Annotated in this window: 16 protein-coding genes; 11 read left to right on the top strand and 5 right to left on the bottom strand. The window is 32.7% G+C overall.

The window, feature by feature from the left end; all coding sequences use genetic code 11:
- Positions 1–101 precede the first annotated feature (101 nt).
- From K5782_RS00735 to K5782_RS00725, 3 genes are read left to right on the top strand one after another with little or no spacing between them, the layout of a single operon-like run.
- Positions 102–1,070, top strand: a complete 969-nt coding sequence (locus K5782_RS00735) for an LLM class flavin-dependent oxidoreductase (protein ID WP_297463130.1) — start codon at positions 102–104, stop codon at positions 1,068–1,070.
- The gene (locus tag K5782_RS00730) at positions 1,070–2,179 is read left to right on the top strand and encodes a beta-ketoacyl synthase N-terminal-like domain-containing protein (protein WP_297463664.1); all 1,110 of its coding nucleotides are present in this window, start codon (positions 1,070–1,072) and stop codon (positions 2,177–2,179) included. The genes K5782_RS00735 and K5782_RS00730 overlap by 1 nt, the downstream gene beginning before the upstream one ends.
- Positions 2,176–2,493, top strand: a complete 318-nt coding sequence (locus K5782_RS00725) for a zinc ribbon domain-containing protein (RefSeq protein ID WP_297463128.1) — start codon at positions 2,176–2,178, stop codon at positions 2,491–2,493. Before K5782_RS00730 ends, K5782_RS00725 begins: the two co-directional genes overlap by 4 nt.
- On the opposite strand, the gene K5782_RS00720 is transcribed toward K5782_RS00725, so the two are convergent.
- Positions 2,494–3,318: a hypothetical protein gene (locus tag K5782_RS00720; RefSeq protein ID WP_297463125.1), complete on the bottom strand. Its 825-nt coding sequence runs from the start codon at positions 3,316–3,318 to the stop codon at positions 2,494–2,496.
- A gap of 143 nt (positions 3,319–3,461) precedes the next feature.
- Between K5782_RS00720 and K5782_RS00715 the strand changes: the two genes are divergently transcribed.
- From K5782_RS00715 to K5782_RS00700, 4 genes are all read left to right on the top strand, one after another.
- Complete coding sequence (locus tag K5782_RS00715; RefSeq protein ID WP_297463123.1) at positions 3,462–4,010, top strand: hypothetical protein; 549 nt, start codon at positions 3,462–3,464, stop codon at positions 4,008–4,010.
- A 174-nt stretch (positions 4,011–4,184) separates the two neighbouring features.
- The gene (locus K5782_RS00710) at positions 4,185–4,739 is read left to right on the top strand and encodes a resolvase (protein WP_297463121.1); all 555 of its coding nucleotides are present in this window, start codon (positions 4,185–4,187) and stop codon (positions 4,737–4,739) included.
- A gap of 52 nt (positions 4,740–4,791) precedes the next feature.
- Positions 4,792–5,259, top strand: a complete 468-nt coding sequence (locus K5782_RS00705) for a hypothetical protein (protein ID WP_297463119.1) — start codon at positions 4,792–4,794, stop codon at positions 5,257–5,259.
- A 76-nt stretch (positions 5,260–5,335) separates the two neighbouring features.
- A complete protein-coding gene (locus tag K5782_RS00700) occupies positions 5,336–5,659 on the top strand; it encodes a hypothetical protein (RefSeq protein ID WP_007550502.1) in 324 nt (107 codons plus the stop codon).
- A 316-nt stretch (positions 5,660–5,975) separates the two neighbouring features.
- Here K5782_RS00700 and K5782_RS00695 read toward each other — a convergent pair whose 3' ends face one another.
- Together K5782_RS00695 and K5782_RS00690 are read right to left on the bottom strand one after the other, a co-directional pair.
- Positions 5,976–6,350 carry a hypothetical protein gene (locus K5782_RS00695; RefSeq protein ID WP_297463114.1) on the bottom strand — a complete coding sequence of 125 codons (375 nt, stop codon included), beginning with the start codon at positions 6,348–6,350 and terminating at the stop codon, positions 5,976–5,978.
- A 36-nt stretch (positions 6,351–6,386) separates the two neighbouring features.
- Complete coding sequence (locus tag K5782_RS00690) at positions 6,387–6,668, bottom strand: hypothetical protein (protein WP_297463112.1); 282 nt, start codon at positions 6,666–6,668, stop codon at positions 6,387–6,389.
- A gap of 291 nt (positions 6,669–6,959) precedes the next feature.
- On the opposite strand from K5782_RS00690, the gene thrC reads away from it, so the two are divergent.
- Both thrC and K5782_RS00680 read left to right on the top strand, forming a co-directional pair.
- A complete protein-coding gene (thrC, locus tag K5782_RS00685) occupies positions 6,960–8,297 on the top strand; it encodes a threonine synthase (RefSeq protein ID WP_297463110.1) in 1,338 nt (445 codons plus the stop codon).
- 149 nt (positions 8,298–8,446) lie between these two features.
- Positions 8,447–9,700: a hemolysin family protein gene (locus K5782_RS00680; protein ID WP_297463107.1), complete on the top strand. Its 1,254-nt coding sequence runs from the start codon at positions 8,447–8,449 to the stop codon at positions 9,698–9,700.
- 2 nt (positions 9,701–9,702) lie between these two features.
- On the opposite strand, the gene K5782_RS00675 is transcribed toward K5782_RS00680, so the two are convergent.
- Positions 9,703–10,755 (bottom strand): type II glyceraldehyde-3-phosphate dehydrogenase, encoded by a 1,053-nt coding sequence (locus tag K5782_RS00675; protein ID WP_297463105.1) that lies wholly within the window; start codon positions 10,753–10,755, stop codon positions 9,703–9,705.
- Between the two features lie 68 nt (positions 10,756–10,823).
- Positions 10,824–11,570, bottom strand: coding sequence for a 3D domain-containing protein (locus tag K5782_RS00670; protein WP_297463102.1), 747 nt, complete (start codon positions 11,568–11,570; stop codon positions 10,824–10,826).
- A gap of 265 nt (positions 11,571–11,835) precedes the next feature.
- On the opposite strand from K5782_RS00670, the gene K5782_RS00665 reads away from it, so the two are divergent.
- Positions 11,836–13,683, top strand: coding sequence for a glycosyltransferase (locus K5782_RS00665; RefSeq protein WP_297463100.1), 1,848 nt, complete (start codon positions 11,836–11,838; stop codon positions 13,681–13,683).
- A 169-nt stretch (positions 13,684–13,852) separates the two neighbouring features.
- On the top strand, positions 13,853–16,339 hold the full coding sequence (locus tag K5782_RS00660) for a polysaccharide deacetylase family protein (protein WP_297463098.1): 2,487 nt from the start codon (positions 13,853–13,855) through the stop codon (positions 16,337–16,339).
- Positions 16,340–16,363 lie beyond the last annotated feature (24 nt).

The following is a 16,363-nucleotide window of genomic DNA, read 5'->3' as shown; positions in this document are numbered from 1 at the left end:
AAACTCAAAAAAAGAGTTCCTAGAAGCATCTGAATACGAAGAGTGACCAAATTTTCTAAAATATCGGAAACACTAGAATATCCAATCGTATGAGTTAATCCATGCGTATAGCATATAGTTTAGGCTCTCTTCTTACAGTAAATCAAGTCTTAGAATGCTCAGAAATACTATCACATACTGATGTAGATACAATATGGATTCCAGAAACATGGGGGATGGAGAATTATTCAATGTTAGGTGCAGTATCACAAAAAGCATTGAAACCAAAAATAGGCTCATCAATAATTAATATTTTTTCTAGGAGCCCATCGTCTATTGCCATGGGTGCTGCAACTGTGGACACATTATCAAAAGGACGTTTGATTTTGGGTCTTGGAACAAGCAGCACGCCAATTGTAGAAGGTTTTCACGGATACAAATTTGAAAATCCTGTTTTAAGAATGAAAGAATATGTCGAAATTATAAGACTTGTTTTATCTGGAAAACAAGTTAATTATTCTGGAAAGATATTCAATTTGAAAAACTTTTCTTTGCTGATAACACCACCAAGAAATAAAATCCCAATATACCTGGCAGCAGTTAATCAAAAAATGATAGAGTTGACATGGGAGATTTCAGATGGAGTAATTTTTTATTTAAGACCACTAAATGAGATGAAAAAAACAATTCAAAAAATGCAATCAAAAAGAAAAATTGATGTAACATGTCAAATTATTACTTGTGTATCTCACGATGAGGAAATTGCAATAAATAGAGCTAAACAAACTCTGGCATTTTACATATCTGTTGGAAAAATTTATCGGGAATTTTTATCAAAAAATGGATTTGAGAGTGAAACTAAGAACATATATGAAGAGTTTAAAAAATCTGGATTTAAAACAAATCATGAGTTGGTCTCAGATAGCATGCTAAAATCATTAACAATTGCAGGCACTCCTGATCAATGTCTATCGCAACTGCAAAAATTTAGAGATACTGGAATTAACTTACCAACAATACAATTCAATCCTGTCGGTGATGTAATTGATTCTTTTAAATTATTTACAACTACATTTTCAGAGGAAAGATGATGTCCAAAGTAGGAATTGCATCATACGGATTAACAAAATTCTCAAAAGACGACTCAAAGATTGAATCCGTGCTTTTACAATCTACAAAAAAACTATTTGATGTCAGTCCTAATTTGAGTAGAAATGACATTGATGCGGTATTGGTTTCTACTAATAATAACTCAAAATACCTGTCTGCAGTTTTATCAGAAATGTCTGGAATTGAGCCTAAAATTGCCCATTCTGTAGAAAGCTTGTGCAATTCTGGAACAAATGCAATCGCATCTGCATATTCTTACATCTCAGCAGGATTGGCAGATGTGGTTTTAGTGTGCGGTGCTGAAAGATATGACAGTCCTGGGCAAATTTTGGAATGGGATAATTCAAGAGGAGAGTTTAAACATCCAATTTTTTGGGCAAGTATATTTACAAAAGCATACAAAAGAGAATTTTCTATTACTGATGAAGATTTAGCAATCGTGCCAGTAAAAAATCACAAACAGTCAAAGAATAATCCAAATGCACTTTCAGAAAAAACATATTCGTTAGATGAAGTAATAAATTCTAAAAAATTAACTGATGATCTTAGATTACATGATTGTTCAAGACCATGTACAGGAGGGGCATCAATTTTACTTGCATCTGAAAATATATGTAAAAAATATACTGATACACCTATCTGGATTTCAGGAATTGGGCAAAAAACAACCTCAGCTGGATTTACAAAAAATACAACGTTTAGCTCAATGGAATCATCAAGGATTGCTGCAACATCAGCATTTCAAATGTCAAAACGAAGTGTAAGAGATGTAGATGTGGCAGAAGTTCATGATGCATTTTCTGTTTGTGAACCAATGGCTTTAGAATCGCTAGGCTTTACTGATAAAGGAGAAGGAATGAACATGATAAAAGAACTACATACAACCGATAATTTTAAAATAAATCCAAGAGGTGGTTTAATTGGGGCAGGACATCCACTTGGAGCAACAGGGATTGCACAAACAATTGAAATAACACAACAATTGCAATCATCTGCAGATAAAAGACAGGTAAACAATGCAGAGATAGGTCTAGTTCACAACATGTCTGCAGCGTCAACATCTTCGACTGTTCTGGTATTGGAAAGATGAATTTTGATGCTGAATTAAGAAACGGAAATTTTATGGTAGCAGAATGTAACCATTGTCAAAAAGTTGTATGGCCTCCATCTGATTTTTGCAACAAGTGTTTTAGAGATGTATCATGGCGAAAAGGAGCCCATGAAGGTAAAATTATCGAATTTTCAAGGAAAAACAATTCTTATTTTTGTCTAATTGAAATAGAAAAAAGCATCAGAATAATCGGAAAACTATCTAGAGGGATTCCTGTAGAAGGCCAACATATAAAGATAGAAAAATGTGGAATTGAAAATAATAATTATAATTTTGAAATCTCTTTAGTATGATTAATTAAATTTTGTATAGATGTACGGAGTATCTGACATCTGATCAAAAGTCCAAATGGTTGGAAGTAAAACCGTTTTAATTACTTGTAAACGGTGACTGTCAATCAATGAACTCCATCCCCCTATCGATTGGTTTCCTGAAAGTTGTCTTTTTGAATGCGTTCCAGCAAAAACAATGCATGTATTTTTTTTAAGGTTTGTAGTGGATATTTTATCAATGATGTTTTTTGCTAAAACATCACCTCCCATCTGAGGTAGTCCTCCAATAAAAAATACTGGAAATGATAAATTTAATGCAGAATAATCAAATTCAATCGCATCAGCACATACTGGATTGAAATTAATGTTTGTTGAAGATAAAATATTATTTTGTAATTCCACCAACACATCATCAATTTCAATACTAGTTGCTTTCAAATCTAAAATTTTTGCACAGTATGCAATTCTGCCATCTCCTGAACCTATATCGATTAGTTCTTTGTATTGGAGAGTTTTTGCAATTGATGTTGCAATGTATGCTGAAATAACCCATGTTGGATAAAATGGCTGGCAGCTAGACCCATGTTTGATGCTGTTAAGCCAATATTCGTTAATGTCTCCTTCATAAACTGTACATAATGTGTCAGCAATTTTTTTTTCATAAGAATTATGATAGATTGGATTTTTTTCAATAAATTTATGCAATAATTTTAAATGAAATTCATCTATTGGAAAAAACTCTGATGAACAGCTAGGAATTATCTCTTGAATGTGACTGTGACCATCATATGTTTTTACAAATTCTTGTTTTAATATGCCTAAATTTTTGGCCAGTCTATCTAGCATGTCAAATATCTCTAAAATGGGATTCTTAAACTCATTGCGACTTAATTAAAAATAAAAAATAGTAATTTAACACTTGTAATGGTTATTGATTTTCAAATAATTTGTCTAGTCATCTTATAATATATGTGAAAATGATTAACAGTATGTTCCTTAATCTTTACGGAGTATTTTTACAATCAATCCAAAAAATTGATACTCCTACATTAGCAGTAATAATTAGTTCAATTACTGCAACAATCTTTGTAATTACACTGATTTTAACTTGGAGAAACCTCCGAGAAAATACCAAAGTAACATATTCTCAATTACTGAGAGGGTTTCACGAGGATCTCACAAATAGACTAGATAAAAATTCAATTCTAAAAACTACAGAAGACTGCCACAGATATGCAAATGATTATCTAAACACTGTAGATGAGATTGCGTTTTTAGCATTACAGAAAAAAATTCCTGTAGGCATTGCTCAATATCTTAATCGGTTCTTTGCATATGGTTTGACAATAATTGATTGGTATGATCATATGATTGGTGAGGATTTCAAAAGAATAGCAAAAAATAACTGGCCAAATTATTTTACGTATTGCCAAAAACACAGCATAACCCCAAACCCTGACGACAAACTGCCAAAAATAATGTTGGATTATAATCAATTACGAGATAAAGAATCAAAAGACAGTGCCAAAAATTCTTGAGATTAAACAACGTTACAACCTAAAAAAATCTTGTTTGAAAATATTCATCAATTGTTACATTCTTCTTTAGCATATGTGTTCAATAATTTATAATTGAAAATAGTCACATGATGCTTTGTAATGGTTATTTTGTAATTACCTACTTTACTATACCCAAATTATGTACAAAGAAATATGAGTAGTAAATTGACTTCAATTTCAATAATAAAACAAAAACAGGCTAAAGACAATAAAAAAATTGCACGTACACGTAGACAACGAGGGTATAATTGGGAAGATACGCTGGTAAAAAGGTTCAACTCGGTAGACCACTGGAAAGCATTCAGATTAGGATCACCAAGTATCGCATTACCTGATGTCTTGGCAGTAAACACTCAATCTAGTATGATTTTTAGCATAGAGGCAAAGTCTGGAACAAGTACATCCCTTCCTGTACCTGCAGATCAGATTGAGAGATGTCAAAAATGGATTACAACATTTGACATATACAAAGAAAGAAAAGTCATATTGGCATTCAAATTTCTTTCAAAAAAAAGGATTGGGCAGGGACTGTATGAAAATAGGGAATTAAGAGAATTTTACAAGATTTGGGATGAGTCAAAAAAAATAACAGATTGTGTTTGTACATATGATGGTGAAATATTTGCAAAAATTGACGGTAAAAGAACAAATCTTCATCTTGAAGAACAAACGATGCCATTTAAGAACAAACATAGAACTAGTGCCTAACTGACAAATTTAACAGCACAGCGTTTTTTAATGATTGATGGTAATTCATAACATGACAGAAGATAGTGTTGAAAAATCACAATCGGATAATGATGAAAGTGAATTTCAATCAAAATCATTATTGGAAACTGTATCTGAAGCAAAGGCAACAAAATCACGAGTAAGTTTTGAAGAATTTACAGATGAAAGAACTTTGATCAGCTATGATGCATTTGGAAACAAACAGATGAAGATTAAAGTTTTAGAAGTTTCTGATGAAAACCCTCCATCAAAGTGGAAATTTGGTGATCGAGTTAAAGTCAGTAAAATACTAGTCACAATAAAACACCTTTCTTCTCAAGAAGTAGAAGAAGGAGAGTTTGACATAGAAGCAATAGAACGAGAATTAGCTGAGAAAAGACACTATACTTCAACAAACAGATGGGTTCCAGCAAACGATATCAAGAATGGTTATGTTTTAGGTTCAAGACACACCACTCTGATTAGCGATGCGGCAGCTTTGGACTATATTGTATTCTAGTATAATGAATTGACGCACCAAACATCAACATATTTCAACTAAAAACCTTTAAGGAACAGAAATTGAAATCTGAACTATGATTACTAAGATTATTGAAGTTAATGGAACAGAGTTCCGACTCACATTAACGGATCAAGTAGTAAATCATGTAAATAACCTCAAGAGCCTGTATAATGCAGCATACGAAGATCCAGAGAGCTTTGAGGAAGTTAGTGCTGAAATTTCAAGTACCATCAACGATATTGCAACTGCAGTTGACCCCGAACCTTCAGACAGTGATCTTGATGGGTTAATACAAGAGATCATCAAAGTGGTTGACAATAAAGCCGCAGAGATGGAAAAAGAGTTGGAAGGTAAACCCGATAAACCTACAACAAAAAAACAAAAGTCAAAAAAATAAGAACCATTTGACCTGAAAATCAGAAAAATTTGCAGTATTAGTTATATTGTAAATATGTTATAGAAATGCATGGCAAGCGGTTGTGAATGTGGGATATGTGATCACAGAACAGAAGAAGAATGCAGAAAAAAAGAATGCAAATGCTGCTTAAATTTCCACGAAAGATCAGGCCCTAAAAGAAAATAGCAATTAATTATTTTTTAAATCAACTTTCAACATGACAACTGCATTTTTTTGCAATATGACGCGAACATCCGATTAATCGATGATCCTTACACCCACATAAAATACATTTTTTATCTTTTTTTTCCATGTTTTAGATTTTATCTAAAATATACTCTATATCATCCATTAATTTTTTGTCTGATAGTGATTCTAAAATTTTTAGTCGCATGTTTTTTAATCGATTAGAATCATTGGCATATAATGGAGCCATAGTTTCTATCTCCTTTTCAAATGAATATGTATCCAGATAATACTCAAACTTGGATTTTAGTTCTGTAAAATCAGATATTTGATTATTTTCGTTATCGGTTTTAGTAACAAAGACCTGAAAGAATCCCTTTATCTTTGATATTTCTTTTTTAATGGTGTCAAGATCACCTGGTTTATCCTCGAGTTTTTCAAGTGTACTATATGCAATTTGGACCTTTTCTAGTATCCCTTTCAAATAGTCATTATAAGTTACCATGATTAATTTTCGATTGCATTAATCTAATCTAAAAGTTTAGAATCTAAGATTATACTCTTCAGCTTTTTTTAATTCTTCTTTTGTAAGAGCCGGAATACCAACACGATGTATTGGTATTATTCCATGACTAACAAGAAGTTCACGGTATTGCTGAAAATATCTGCCTAGTTCCTCTTTTAAAAATAAAGCATGATCTTCAAATTGTTTGGATTCGGCAATATTGAGCTCATTTCTTAGCCTTTGGGATTTGATTTCTACTTCATTGATAATTTTTTGTCTTCTTTTAAATCCGGTAATGATAAAGTTTGAAGAGGTCATCAAAAATCACTAATTTTCTTCAAAAATAATAAAATTAAAGATTTACGCAGAGTTTTGAATATGAGGATTGTTTTTAATAATTTTGCTGATTTTCATCAGTTCTACAATCTTCACAAGGACAATGCCAATGACACTGAAGATTCTGGCGTTGTTTCAAATCCTTTTTCTTTCGTGCCATGATTTTAATCTAAAATCTACGAACTTAAGCTTGTTGGAATTTAGAAATCAAATTAATTTCCACTATGAAATCCATTCTTAACTTTAAATTATCACTGATTCCGCTAACTGACAATGCAAGGTGACGCATATCTCAAGTGTATTGACCCTCATTGTGGATTAGAATATCCTATAATGAGTACTAATGTAGAATGTGAAAAAGGTCATCTATTAGATGTAAAATATAAAAACAAACCTTCAGATCAACTAAAAAAAACATTTTACCAGAGGCGAGACTCTCAAGAAAATATATTTAATGAAAGTGGAGTTTGGCGATTTAGAGAACTTCTTAATTTTTGCCAAATAGACACAGAAAATGTTGCCGAGTGTTCAAAGTATTTAGTTTCACTAGACGGTTCAGAAGGAAGACAATCAAAGCCTTATCAAATGTCAAAAGCAGCAGAATTTGTAGGGATTGCAAATAACAAATTATGGTTGCAGCCAGAAGGATACAATCCAAGTGGGTCATTCAAAGATAACGGAATGGCAACTGCAGTAACCCATGCAAAAATGGTGGGAGCAAAAAAAATTGTTTGCGCATCAACTGGAAATACTTCCGCATCTGCTGGCATGTTTGCTGCAAATGAAGGAATCAACTGTGACGTATACATCCCATCAGGTCAAATTGCTCCAGGTAAGCTAAGTCAAGCGTATCAATTCGGAGCTCAAATTATTCAGGTAGATGGAAATTTTGATGATGCGTTAAAACAATCTCTTGATGACGCAAAAAACCATAACGGATACACAGTGAATTCCATAAATCCATTTAGAATAGAAGGGCAAAAAACAATTCCGTTTAGAGCTTTAGAATATCTGAGATGGGAAGCTCCGGATTGGATTGTATATCCTGGCGGTGCACTTGGAAACACATCTAGTTGTGGAAAAGCATTGATGGAGTTATACGAATGGGGATGGATTAAAAAAATACCAAGAATTGCAGTGATTAATTCTGAAGGTGCAAGCACATTATCTGATTTGTATAATGGGAAATTTGAAGGAGAAGAACTACGTTGGAATAAAGGAAATACAAACACAGAATTGATTTCAAGATATTATGATCATTTAGACAAAGAAGGCATTAGGCCGAAAACTAAAGCTACTGCAATTCAGATTGGAAGGCCTGCCAATATTCTAAAAGGATTACGTGCATTAGAATTTACAAATGGTGTTGTAACAACCGTCTCAGATTCGGAGATGTTAGACGGCATGGCAGTAGTAGGTTTGAATGGATTTGATTGTGAAATGGCTTCAGGGGCATCAGTTGTAGGAATTAAAAAATTGATAAACGAAGAAATTATCAAAAAAGATGATGTGGTAGTAGGCATTCTTACAGGCAGGCAAAAAGATGCAATGCTTCCAGTAGAATATCACAATAATCCAAAAAATAAATTTGCGATTCCACCTAAGAACTAGCCTCAATTAAACAATTTTTTTATTATTTATGCTGTTTAGACATTAATCCTTAAAAGAGGGGTTTACAAAATATTATCAACCAAGAGATGGTGCATAAAAAATAAAATGAAGAACAAATATTGTTCTAACAAGATTTTACGGGGTATGAAATGGTAGAACTTTGGGTTGAACTTACAGCGTTAGCTGCGCTAATAGGATTATCTGGATTTTTCAGTGGTCTGGAAGTTGCGTTAGTAGGAACTAGAAAGTCAACTGTCAACCAACTACTAAAACAAAAAGTAAAGGGGGCTAATGCACTTTACAAAATAAAATCTAATCCAGGATGGATGATGTCAAGTGTAAATCTAGGAAATAATATAGTAAATGTGGGGTCTTCGGCATTTGCAACCAGCATTGCATTAAGAGTATTTGGAGATAATGGTCTGGCAATAGCCGTTGGAATAATGACATTTCTTATTTTGGTATTTGGCGAGATTACCCCTAAAACATATTGTAATGCAAATGCAACAAAAGTGGCTCTAAGATTTGCACCGGTTTTGCTGATTTTTGGCTATGCGTTTTGGCCAGTTGTTAAAATGTTGGAAATAATTACAGTGTCGATAGTAAAATTAACTGGTAGTAGTCACCATGGTCCGTTAATCACCGAAGAAGAAATTAGAGGCATAGTTGAACAAGGATTTGCAGACAAAGCATTAGAAAAAGATGAAAGTGATTTGGTTCACAGTGCATTAGAGTTTGATGATACCGTAATTAGGTCAGTGATGACCCCTAGAACAAAAATGTTCTCACTTCCTGCAAAGATGTTATTAGTTGATGCTCTTCCTTTAATTAATGAAAACCCTCATTCAAGAATACCGATTTTTGGAGAATCTCAAGATGATATTGTAGGATTTGTACATGTAAGGGACATACTGACACACATTGAAAAAGAAGAAAGGATGGTCACATTGGAACAAGTTGCAAGAAAGCCAGTGTTTGCTTCTCAAGAAAAAATGGTAAGTGCTTTACTAAAAGAGATGAAAGGCAGAAAAACACACATGGCAATCGTGATTGATGAACATGGTGGGGTAGAAGGATTGGTCACGTTTGAAGATCTAATCGAGGAGATAGTGGGCGATATTGAAGATGAAACAGACAACATACCACCAAAAGAATTTGAGTCAATTGATAAAGAGACGATAATTACAAACGGAGACATTGAAATTTACAGACTAAATCAAATTTTCAAATCAGATTTGCCTGAAGGAGACGATTACTCTACACTGAACGGGCTTTTACATGAAAGATTACAAGACATTCCTCGAGAAGGAGATAAACTTGAATTTGAGGATGTTAGAATAGTCGTTGAAAAAGTAATTAAAAACAAACCTGTAAAAATCAGAATAGAAAAAATAAAGAAATAAAATTAATTTTTTCTTGCAAAATGAGATTCTAGTTTTTGTTTTCTTTCTTTCATGTTAAATATTGATTCAGTATGAGAAAATGCATTCTTGTATGATTTTCCAAACAGCATTGCCTGCATCAGCATATGATTTTCAGGAATAACAATTCCTGTTTGATCATCAGAATACATCATTTGAACTGTATCGCCAATTGATACTGTCATGTTTGCATGAATGTGAATCATGTTTGTGTCTGTAAAATTAAATCCCATGTTTTGGGCATAATCCCTAATGTCCTTTGTTCCCTTTGCAGTCCATAAAACTGCCACACCAAATTCGTTTGTAAAAATCTCATGAATTTCTGAAGGAGTTGGTGCTTTATCATTAAAACGTATATCCATAATGTGAAGATGCATTTGCCTGGTTGGAACTTTAATTGCACGGACAAATAACGGGGCATCTTTTCCAAAATACATTTTTACATCATCACCGTGATGAGGTTTTTCAGTCATTTCGATAGTATCGATTACTTGTTTATCTGTTTGTTCAATGTCTGCCCATCTTCTAACTAACGTAACATCAAATCTGACTAGTTTGTTTGAAAATTTGTTTCTTAACGGTTCCAAAATGCGTCCCATGCCAGTAACGTTGCAGCTGCCCTGCATGACATGTTTTTTTCCAATGGCCAAGTCATAATTTGCCCTTGAGTTAAACAACAAATCAGAAACTGCCTCATCACCCATAGTAGTCTCACCACCTTGATAAATTACTGATAGGTTTTTTGGATCATAGAGATTTTTTTTATTCTTGTAACCATGGCCTCCTGGAGATGCATCTATTACTAGATCACAGTCGTTAAGAGCTGACTCTATGGTTCCAGTAATTTTGAAATTCTTAAAATCGTTTAATTTTCTTTCTGGTACATAGACGTTTAACCCACGAGAAATTGCTATATTGACATCATCATCGGGGGAATACTTTCCCACGCCAATCACTGAGATTTCAGGATCATCTTTTAGAAAAGATGTGATTCTGCTCCCAATAGAACCATAACCATTAACAAAAACTTTCTTCATATTTTTTCTAAGAATGCCCCATTTATTTAGATTTGACCACGATTAGACATCATAAAACCATAAGAAACTTACTTTACTTTTAGAATTTGTTGCTCAATTAAGAATTTCAAAGCATTTGATGCCTCTGTTTCAGAAATTCTATTTTGTTCATACCATAAAAAAATATTTTTTATCCAATCTTGATTTTTAGCCATTTCAAAATTAAAATCTTTAAGAATATTTTTTTGCGGTAAATATAACATATTATCTACAACACATACAGAATAGTCATCACCTGTGATTCTAAATGCTTCTTTTCTAGCATCTAGTCCAACACCAGTATACACATCAATATGCTTTCCAATAATGGCCGGACCTACATCATTTGAACTAAACACGATTTTATTCCAAGGGGAAGGAGAGTTTGGAATTGTGATTTTTGAATTCATTTTTATAATTTCAGGATCAACTGCAACAGTACCAATAATCAATTCATTATCGTTTGCATCCAATGGAATAGGATTAAAATAGAATTTTTGTTCATTCCAACCTAAAAAATCTCCAAAAACTGTTTTCCCCCATCCTTGAACCTTTACTTCGTTCAAAAAGTCAATTGGAAACCCATACCACTTTCCATCAATATTGACAGGAGTGACATCTGATGAATATTCAGTTTCTAATGGAAGAAAATATCCTGTCACATACCACCCATCAGTGCAATTCTCTGTCTGAATTTGTAATGATTCATCTTGAATTAAAGTTGGGAGTGAAAAAGATACAGGGATAATTGAAATTACAATTAAAACAACCATTAAAGATGTAAAAATAACTTGCATCGGAGTTATTTTTGATAGCTAACTTTGTTATTAAAAATTATTGAAACAGATGTGAGAAAAATTTAAGACTTGTGCATGGATAAAATGGACAGTCAAATTTTTTACTATTTGTAAAAATATTTTTTATTGCGAAAAAACTTCTAAAACCTAGTTTAGATACAGGCTTGAATAGAATGAGAAATTAACTAAAAAAATAGACAGATTAGAGAATAAACATGACAAGTTTACATTTAAGAGCAAAAATAGTCTAAACAAATTAACAGAATTGGACAAAAATTACATTATTTCAAAACTCAGCTATGCTATTACAAATAACATAGGAGATTTTGGAAGAAACCAATATCTTCTAAAAAGGATCAAAGAAAAAGAAATTATTTTTGAATCCGATAAGAAATACCTAAAAAAAATTTTAGGAATAGACAGTATTGAGATAAAAAAAGATAAACAAACAGATATGCTAAAAAAAGAATTATCAGTATTCCTAAATCCAAAGCTAACTAAATGCTCGCTATGCAACAGAGATATTCAATTAAATGAGAAATCTACAAGACAAGATAAAGAATGGTTTCATTCAGATTGTTTTAATGCTCTCTCTAAAGTTAAAGAGGAAAAATCACACATAAAAAACACATATGAAAATACAGAGAGTACATCTAACGTACCATCTAAAATAAAAAAAGACCCTGTACAAATTCTACTAACAGCTACAATCTTTATTTTCTTAATTGTGACAGTCTATTTTCTTTTAGGACCAATAAGCATGATTGCTATGGGATTGGGTGGATTCATCACACTATATCATGTTCTTGGAGCAAGTAAAAAGTTATACTCTAAAAATATTTCAGGAATGCGTGCACCGTCAATATTTTTAATATTCTTACTTGGTTCTCCGTTTCTTATTGCAACATTGATTGCATATGAAGGATACACATTACTAGAATCCCCAATCAGAATAATTTTACTGTGGGCAATGACAATTTCATTTTGGTCGACAATGTTGTTTGTGCCAATGGCAGTTCTAAGTAAGCACAGAGAGAATAACCAGGCAGACATAAAGGAATTTCCCACTATCTCAATAATAATTCCGGCATATAATGAAGAAAAAGTGATTTCACACACAATAGAAGGACTGCTAGAAACAATCTATCCGAAAAAAGAGATCATATTTGTCGATGATGGAAGCAAAGACAAGACATTATCCATTGCAATGGAATACAAAGACAAGATCAAAGTACTGCATAAAGAAAATGGCGGAAAGGCATCTGCGTTAAATTATGGTCTAGTGTATGCAACTGGAGAGATTATTGTAATAGTTGATGCAGACACAATTATTGGAAGGCATTCCTTAAAAGAAATTGTAAAAGGATTTGAAATAAACGAACACGTTGCAGCTGTTGCAGGTAACATCAAAGTAAGAAACAGGGTTAATTGGATTACAAAGTGTCAAGCCTTAGAATACATCACTGGAATTCAAATAGTTAGACGAGCTTTTGATGTGTTTGGATCAATTACCATTGTTCCGGGAGCATTAGGTGCTTTTAAAAAATCATATCTTGCAGAAGCTGGAATTTATGGCAAAGAAACAATAGTTGAAGACTTTGATCAGACAATTAAATTATTAAAAGCAGGTTTGATTACTCAGGGAAGCTCAAAAGCTACTGCATATACTGAGGCACCAAATACTCTGCATGATTTTGTAGCTCAAAGAAAAAGGTGGTATCGTGGAAACATCCAGGTCTTGAAGAGACATTCAGATGCATTGTTTAATCCGCGATTTGGATATCTGCAAAGATTGTCGTTGCCGTATCTGTTTTTGGGGATGGTAATTACGCCAATTATTGGGTTTACGGCTACCGCAAATGCGATTTTGGGAATAATCTTGGGGGATGGATTGTATGTTTTGCAGGTATCTTTGATTTTTGTCGTAGTTCACTATCTAATGTCTGCGTTAGCTATTAGGATAGATGGTGAAGACCCTAAATTGTTATGGCATGCAGGCTTTTTGGTTTTTGGCTTTAAACAGATAATAGACTTTTTGCTACTAAAAGCAATACTGGAACAACTACGAAAGAAAAAGGCCACATGGACAAGCGCTAAAAGAATAGGCGTGTAAAAAAATACCGCGTATTTTCAAACCAAAATAATAATATCATCTAGATTTATTGAAATTATATCTAATGTATGGTGAAATTAATTTACAACTATATTAATACAAAACATTAAACAAATAATCAATATCCATGCAAATCAATCTAAAAATTTTAATATTGTTGACAATATTTTTGGCATCATTTTCAATATCTATTGAACAAACATTTGCAGAAATCACTGGAAACATTGATCTTTTATTAAAATACGATAATGGAAACAAGGCAAGCATCGAATCAACATCATTAAAAATCTACAAAGATTTTGATAAAAATCCAATAACCGAAATTCAAGTACAAAGTAATCCAGTACAAATAACAAATCTACCATTAAACCACAAATACAAAATTGAACTGTATTACAATGATCATTTCCAGAGTGTAGATTATTATGATCTAAAAAAGACAGCCAACAATTTTGAGATGAATGTAAAATTACCTGGAGGGATAAAATTAGGAGTTTTTTACCAAGATGGGCAGACTCCAATATCTGATGCCAGCATATTTTTTAAAACAATGAGTGGAAAGATAGTAGGATTTGATCAAACAGACTTTAATGGGGATACTGTCCGTTTTTGGCTTCCACAGACTATCAATAATGATTATTATACCGTAGAAGTAGTAATAGATCCTCAATTAAAATACACATATTCCCCGTTACAAATACAGTCATCACTTTCCAAAGACATCAAAATAGTAACAAAGTGGCCAAAGATAATCAATTCAGCAATAACAGTAGAAGTGTATAAAGATGAAAAGACCAAAGTCTCAGAATCTGATGGATCACTTACAATCCAAGTAAATGACAAAAAGAAATCAAAAGTAATAGAGTCTCCAGTATCATACAAAGGAGATGCGGTATTATCTAACATTCCTGTAGGGACATACGCATTTCATGTTGTTTCAAAAAACACTGGCGAGATTATAGCGTCAAAAAAAGTGACTCTGTCTGGAAGTCATGCACCAATAAAGATATTTACAAACGATCCTCAGCTGAACTTTGAAGGGTCATATTGCAACTGTGTTGCATTTAGATTCGATGACGTACAAGATTATTTTTTGAGCAATTCACAAATTCAAATGATGAAATTGTTTGAAGAAGAAGAAGCAGGACTCACTATTGGAGTAATTGGCGGGGTAACAGGCAATGATCCTAGGATAGTTAATGCAATCAAGGAGCAATTGCAAGCAAACCCAAGATTTGAGATTGCAAATCACAGTTGGAACAATAGGGTAATGACTAGTTTATCTTCTGAATCACAAGAAGAGCTAATTAAAAATACAGACACCAAAATTCAAGAACTATTCCAAGTAAAACCACACACGTTTATTCCACCAGAAAACATTTTTGAGGATGAGACAATAACGTATTTGAAAAAATACGATTATGATAATCTTAGTGCATCAATTCAAACAGACGTTCCATCAAAATTTGTCAAATCTGATTTTTATCACTTTAACACAGCAGTATCAACTGCAAAATTAGACCCTATCGCATCATATTGGAATCATAATTCAAAGGAAAAAATATTGGAATTGATAGATGACAGTCTTTTTGATTATGGTTATGCTGTAGTAATGATGCATCCCTATGAGTTTTCAAATTATGACGGTGGGGCATACATAAATGAAGCAAATCAAACCAAATTTGAAGAATTAAAAGCAGTTATTTCAACGCTGAAATCTAAAGGATATTTGTTACTACCTGTAGGAAAAATAGATGAATATAATTCGGTAATTTTTGAGAAGATTATAAAAAACCAGACAAATACAAATGAGAATGTAAATTGTAACTGTGTTGCATTTAAAATTGACAACGTACAAGATTTCTGGTTAAATGATGTCCAAAATAATTTGATAAACACATTTTCAGAAAATAATGTTCCAGTAACAACAAGTATTATTGGTAAATTTTTTGGAAGTGATCCTAAGACTGTTGATTTTTTAAAACAACAAATTCAAGACAAGAAAATAGATGTAGCGGTTAGGGGTTGGGAGTTGGTAGACCATTCATTGTATGAAACAGAAGAACAATCATCCAGCATTGAACAAACAAATAATCAGATATCTAAAAAGTTAGGGATACAATCAGAGATATTTTCAGCTCCATTTGGCAAATTCAACAATAACACGATAAACGCATCAAAACAAAACAACATAGCATATGTTAGTGCAATGACTACAACTGATACGCTAAATGTCAAATCTTATCCACGCCACATTCCTGAAACATCATACTTGCCAAATCTTTTAGATGATGATCCATTTCTTCAAGGAACTATAGTTGAAAAAATGCTGACTAAAATAAAAGATCAGCAAAAAAAATACGGATATGCGTTGATCAGCACACAACCATCTGACTTTGCAATACGTGATGGTGAGTTTAAAAATCAAATAAACGAAGACAAAATGAAACTGCTCGAAGAACTAATCAACGCTTTAAAGAAAAACAACATCAAAATGATATCATTAACAGACATTCCTCAAGAATCTTTATTTGAAAAATATCCCGCATGGATTAAACATGTCTACGTCTGGTACGAACAAGGAAAAATCACAGATGTAGAATTAGAAAATGCAATAAACAATCTCATATCCAGAACAATAATTATTCCTCTATAATTTAGACACATGTCATAATGCTAA

Origin of the sequence: Nitrosarchaeum sp., assembly GCF_025699065.1 — an archaeon.
Taxonomy (GTDB): domain Archaea; phylum Thermoproteota; class Nitrososphaeria; order Nitrososphaerales; family Nitrosopumilaceae; genus Nitrosarchaeum.
Note: the sequence above shows the minus strand (reverse complement) of the source record. Positions and strands in the feature narration are given on the sequence as shown.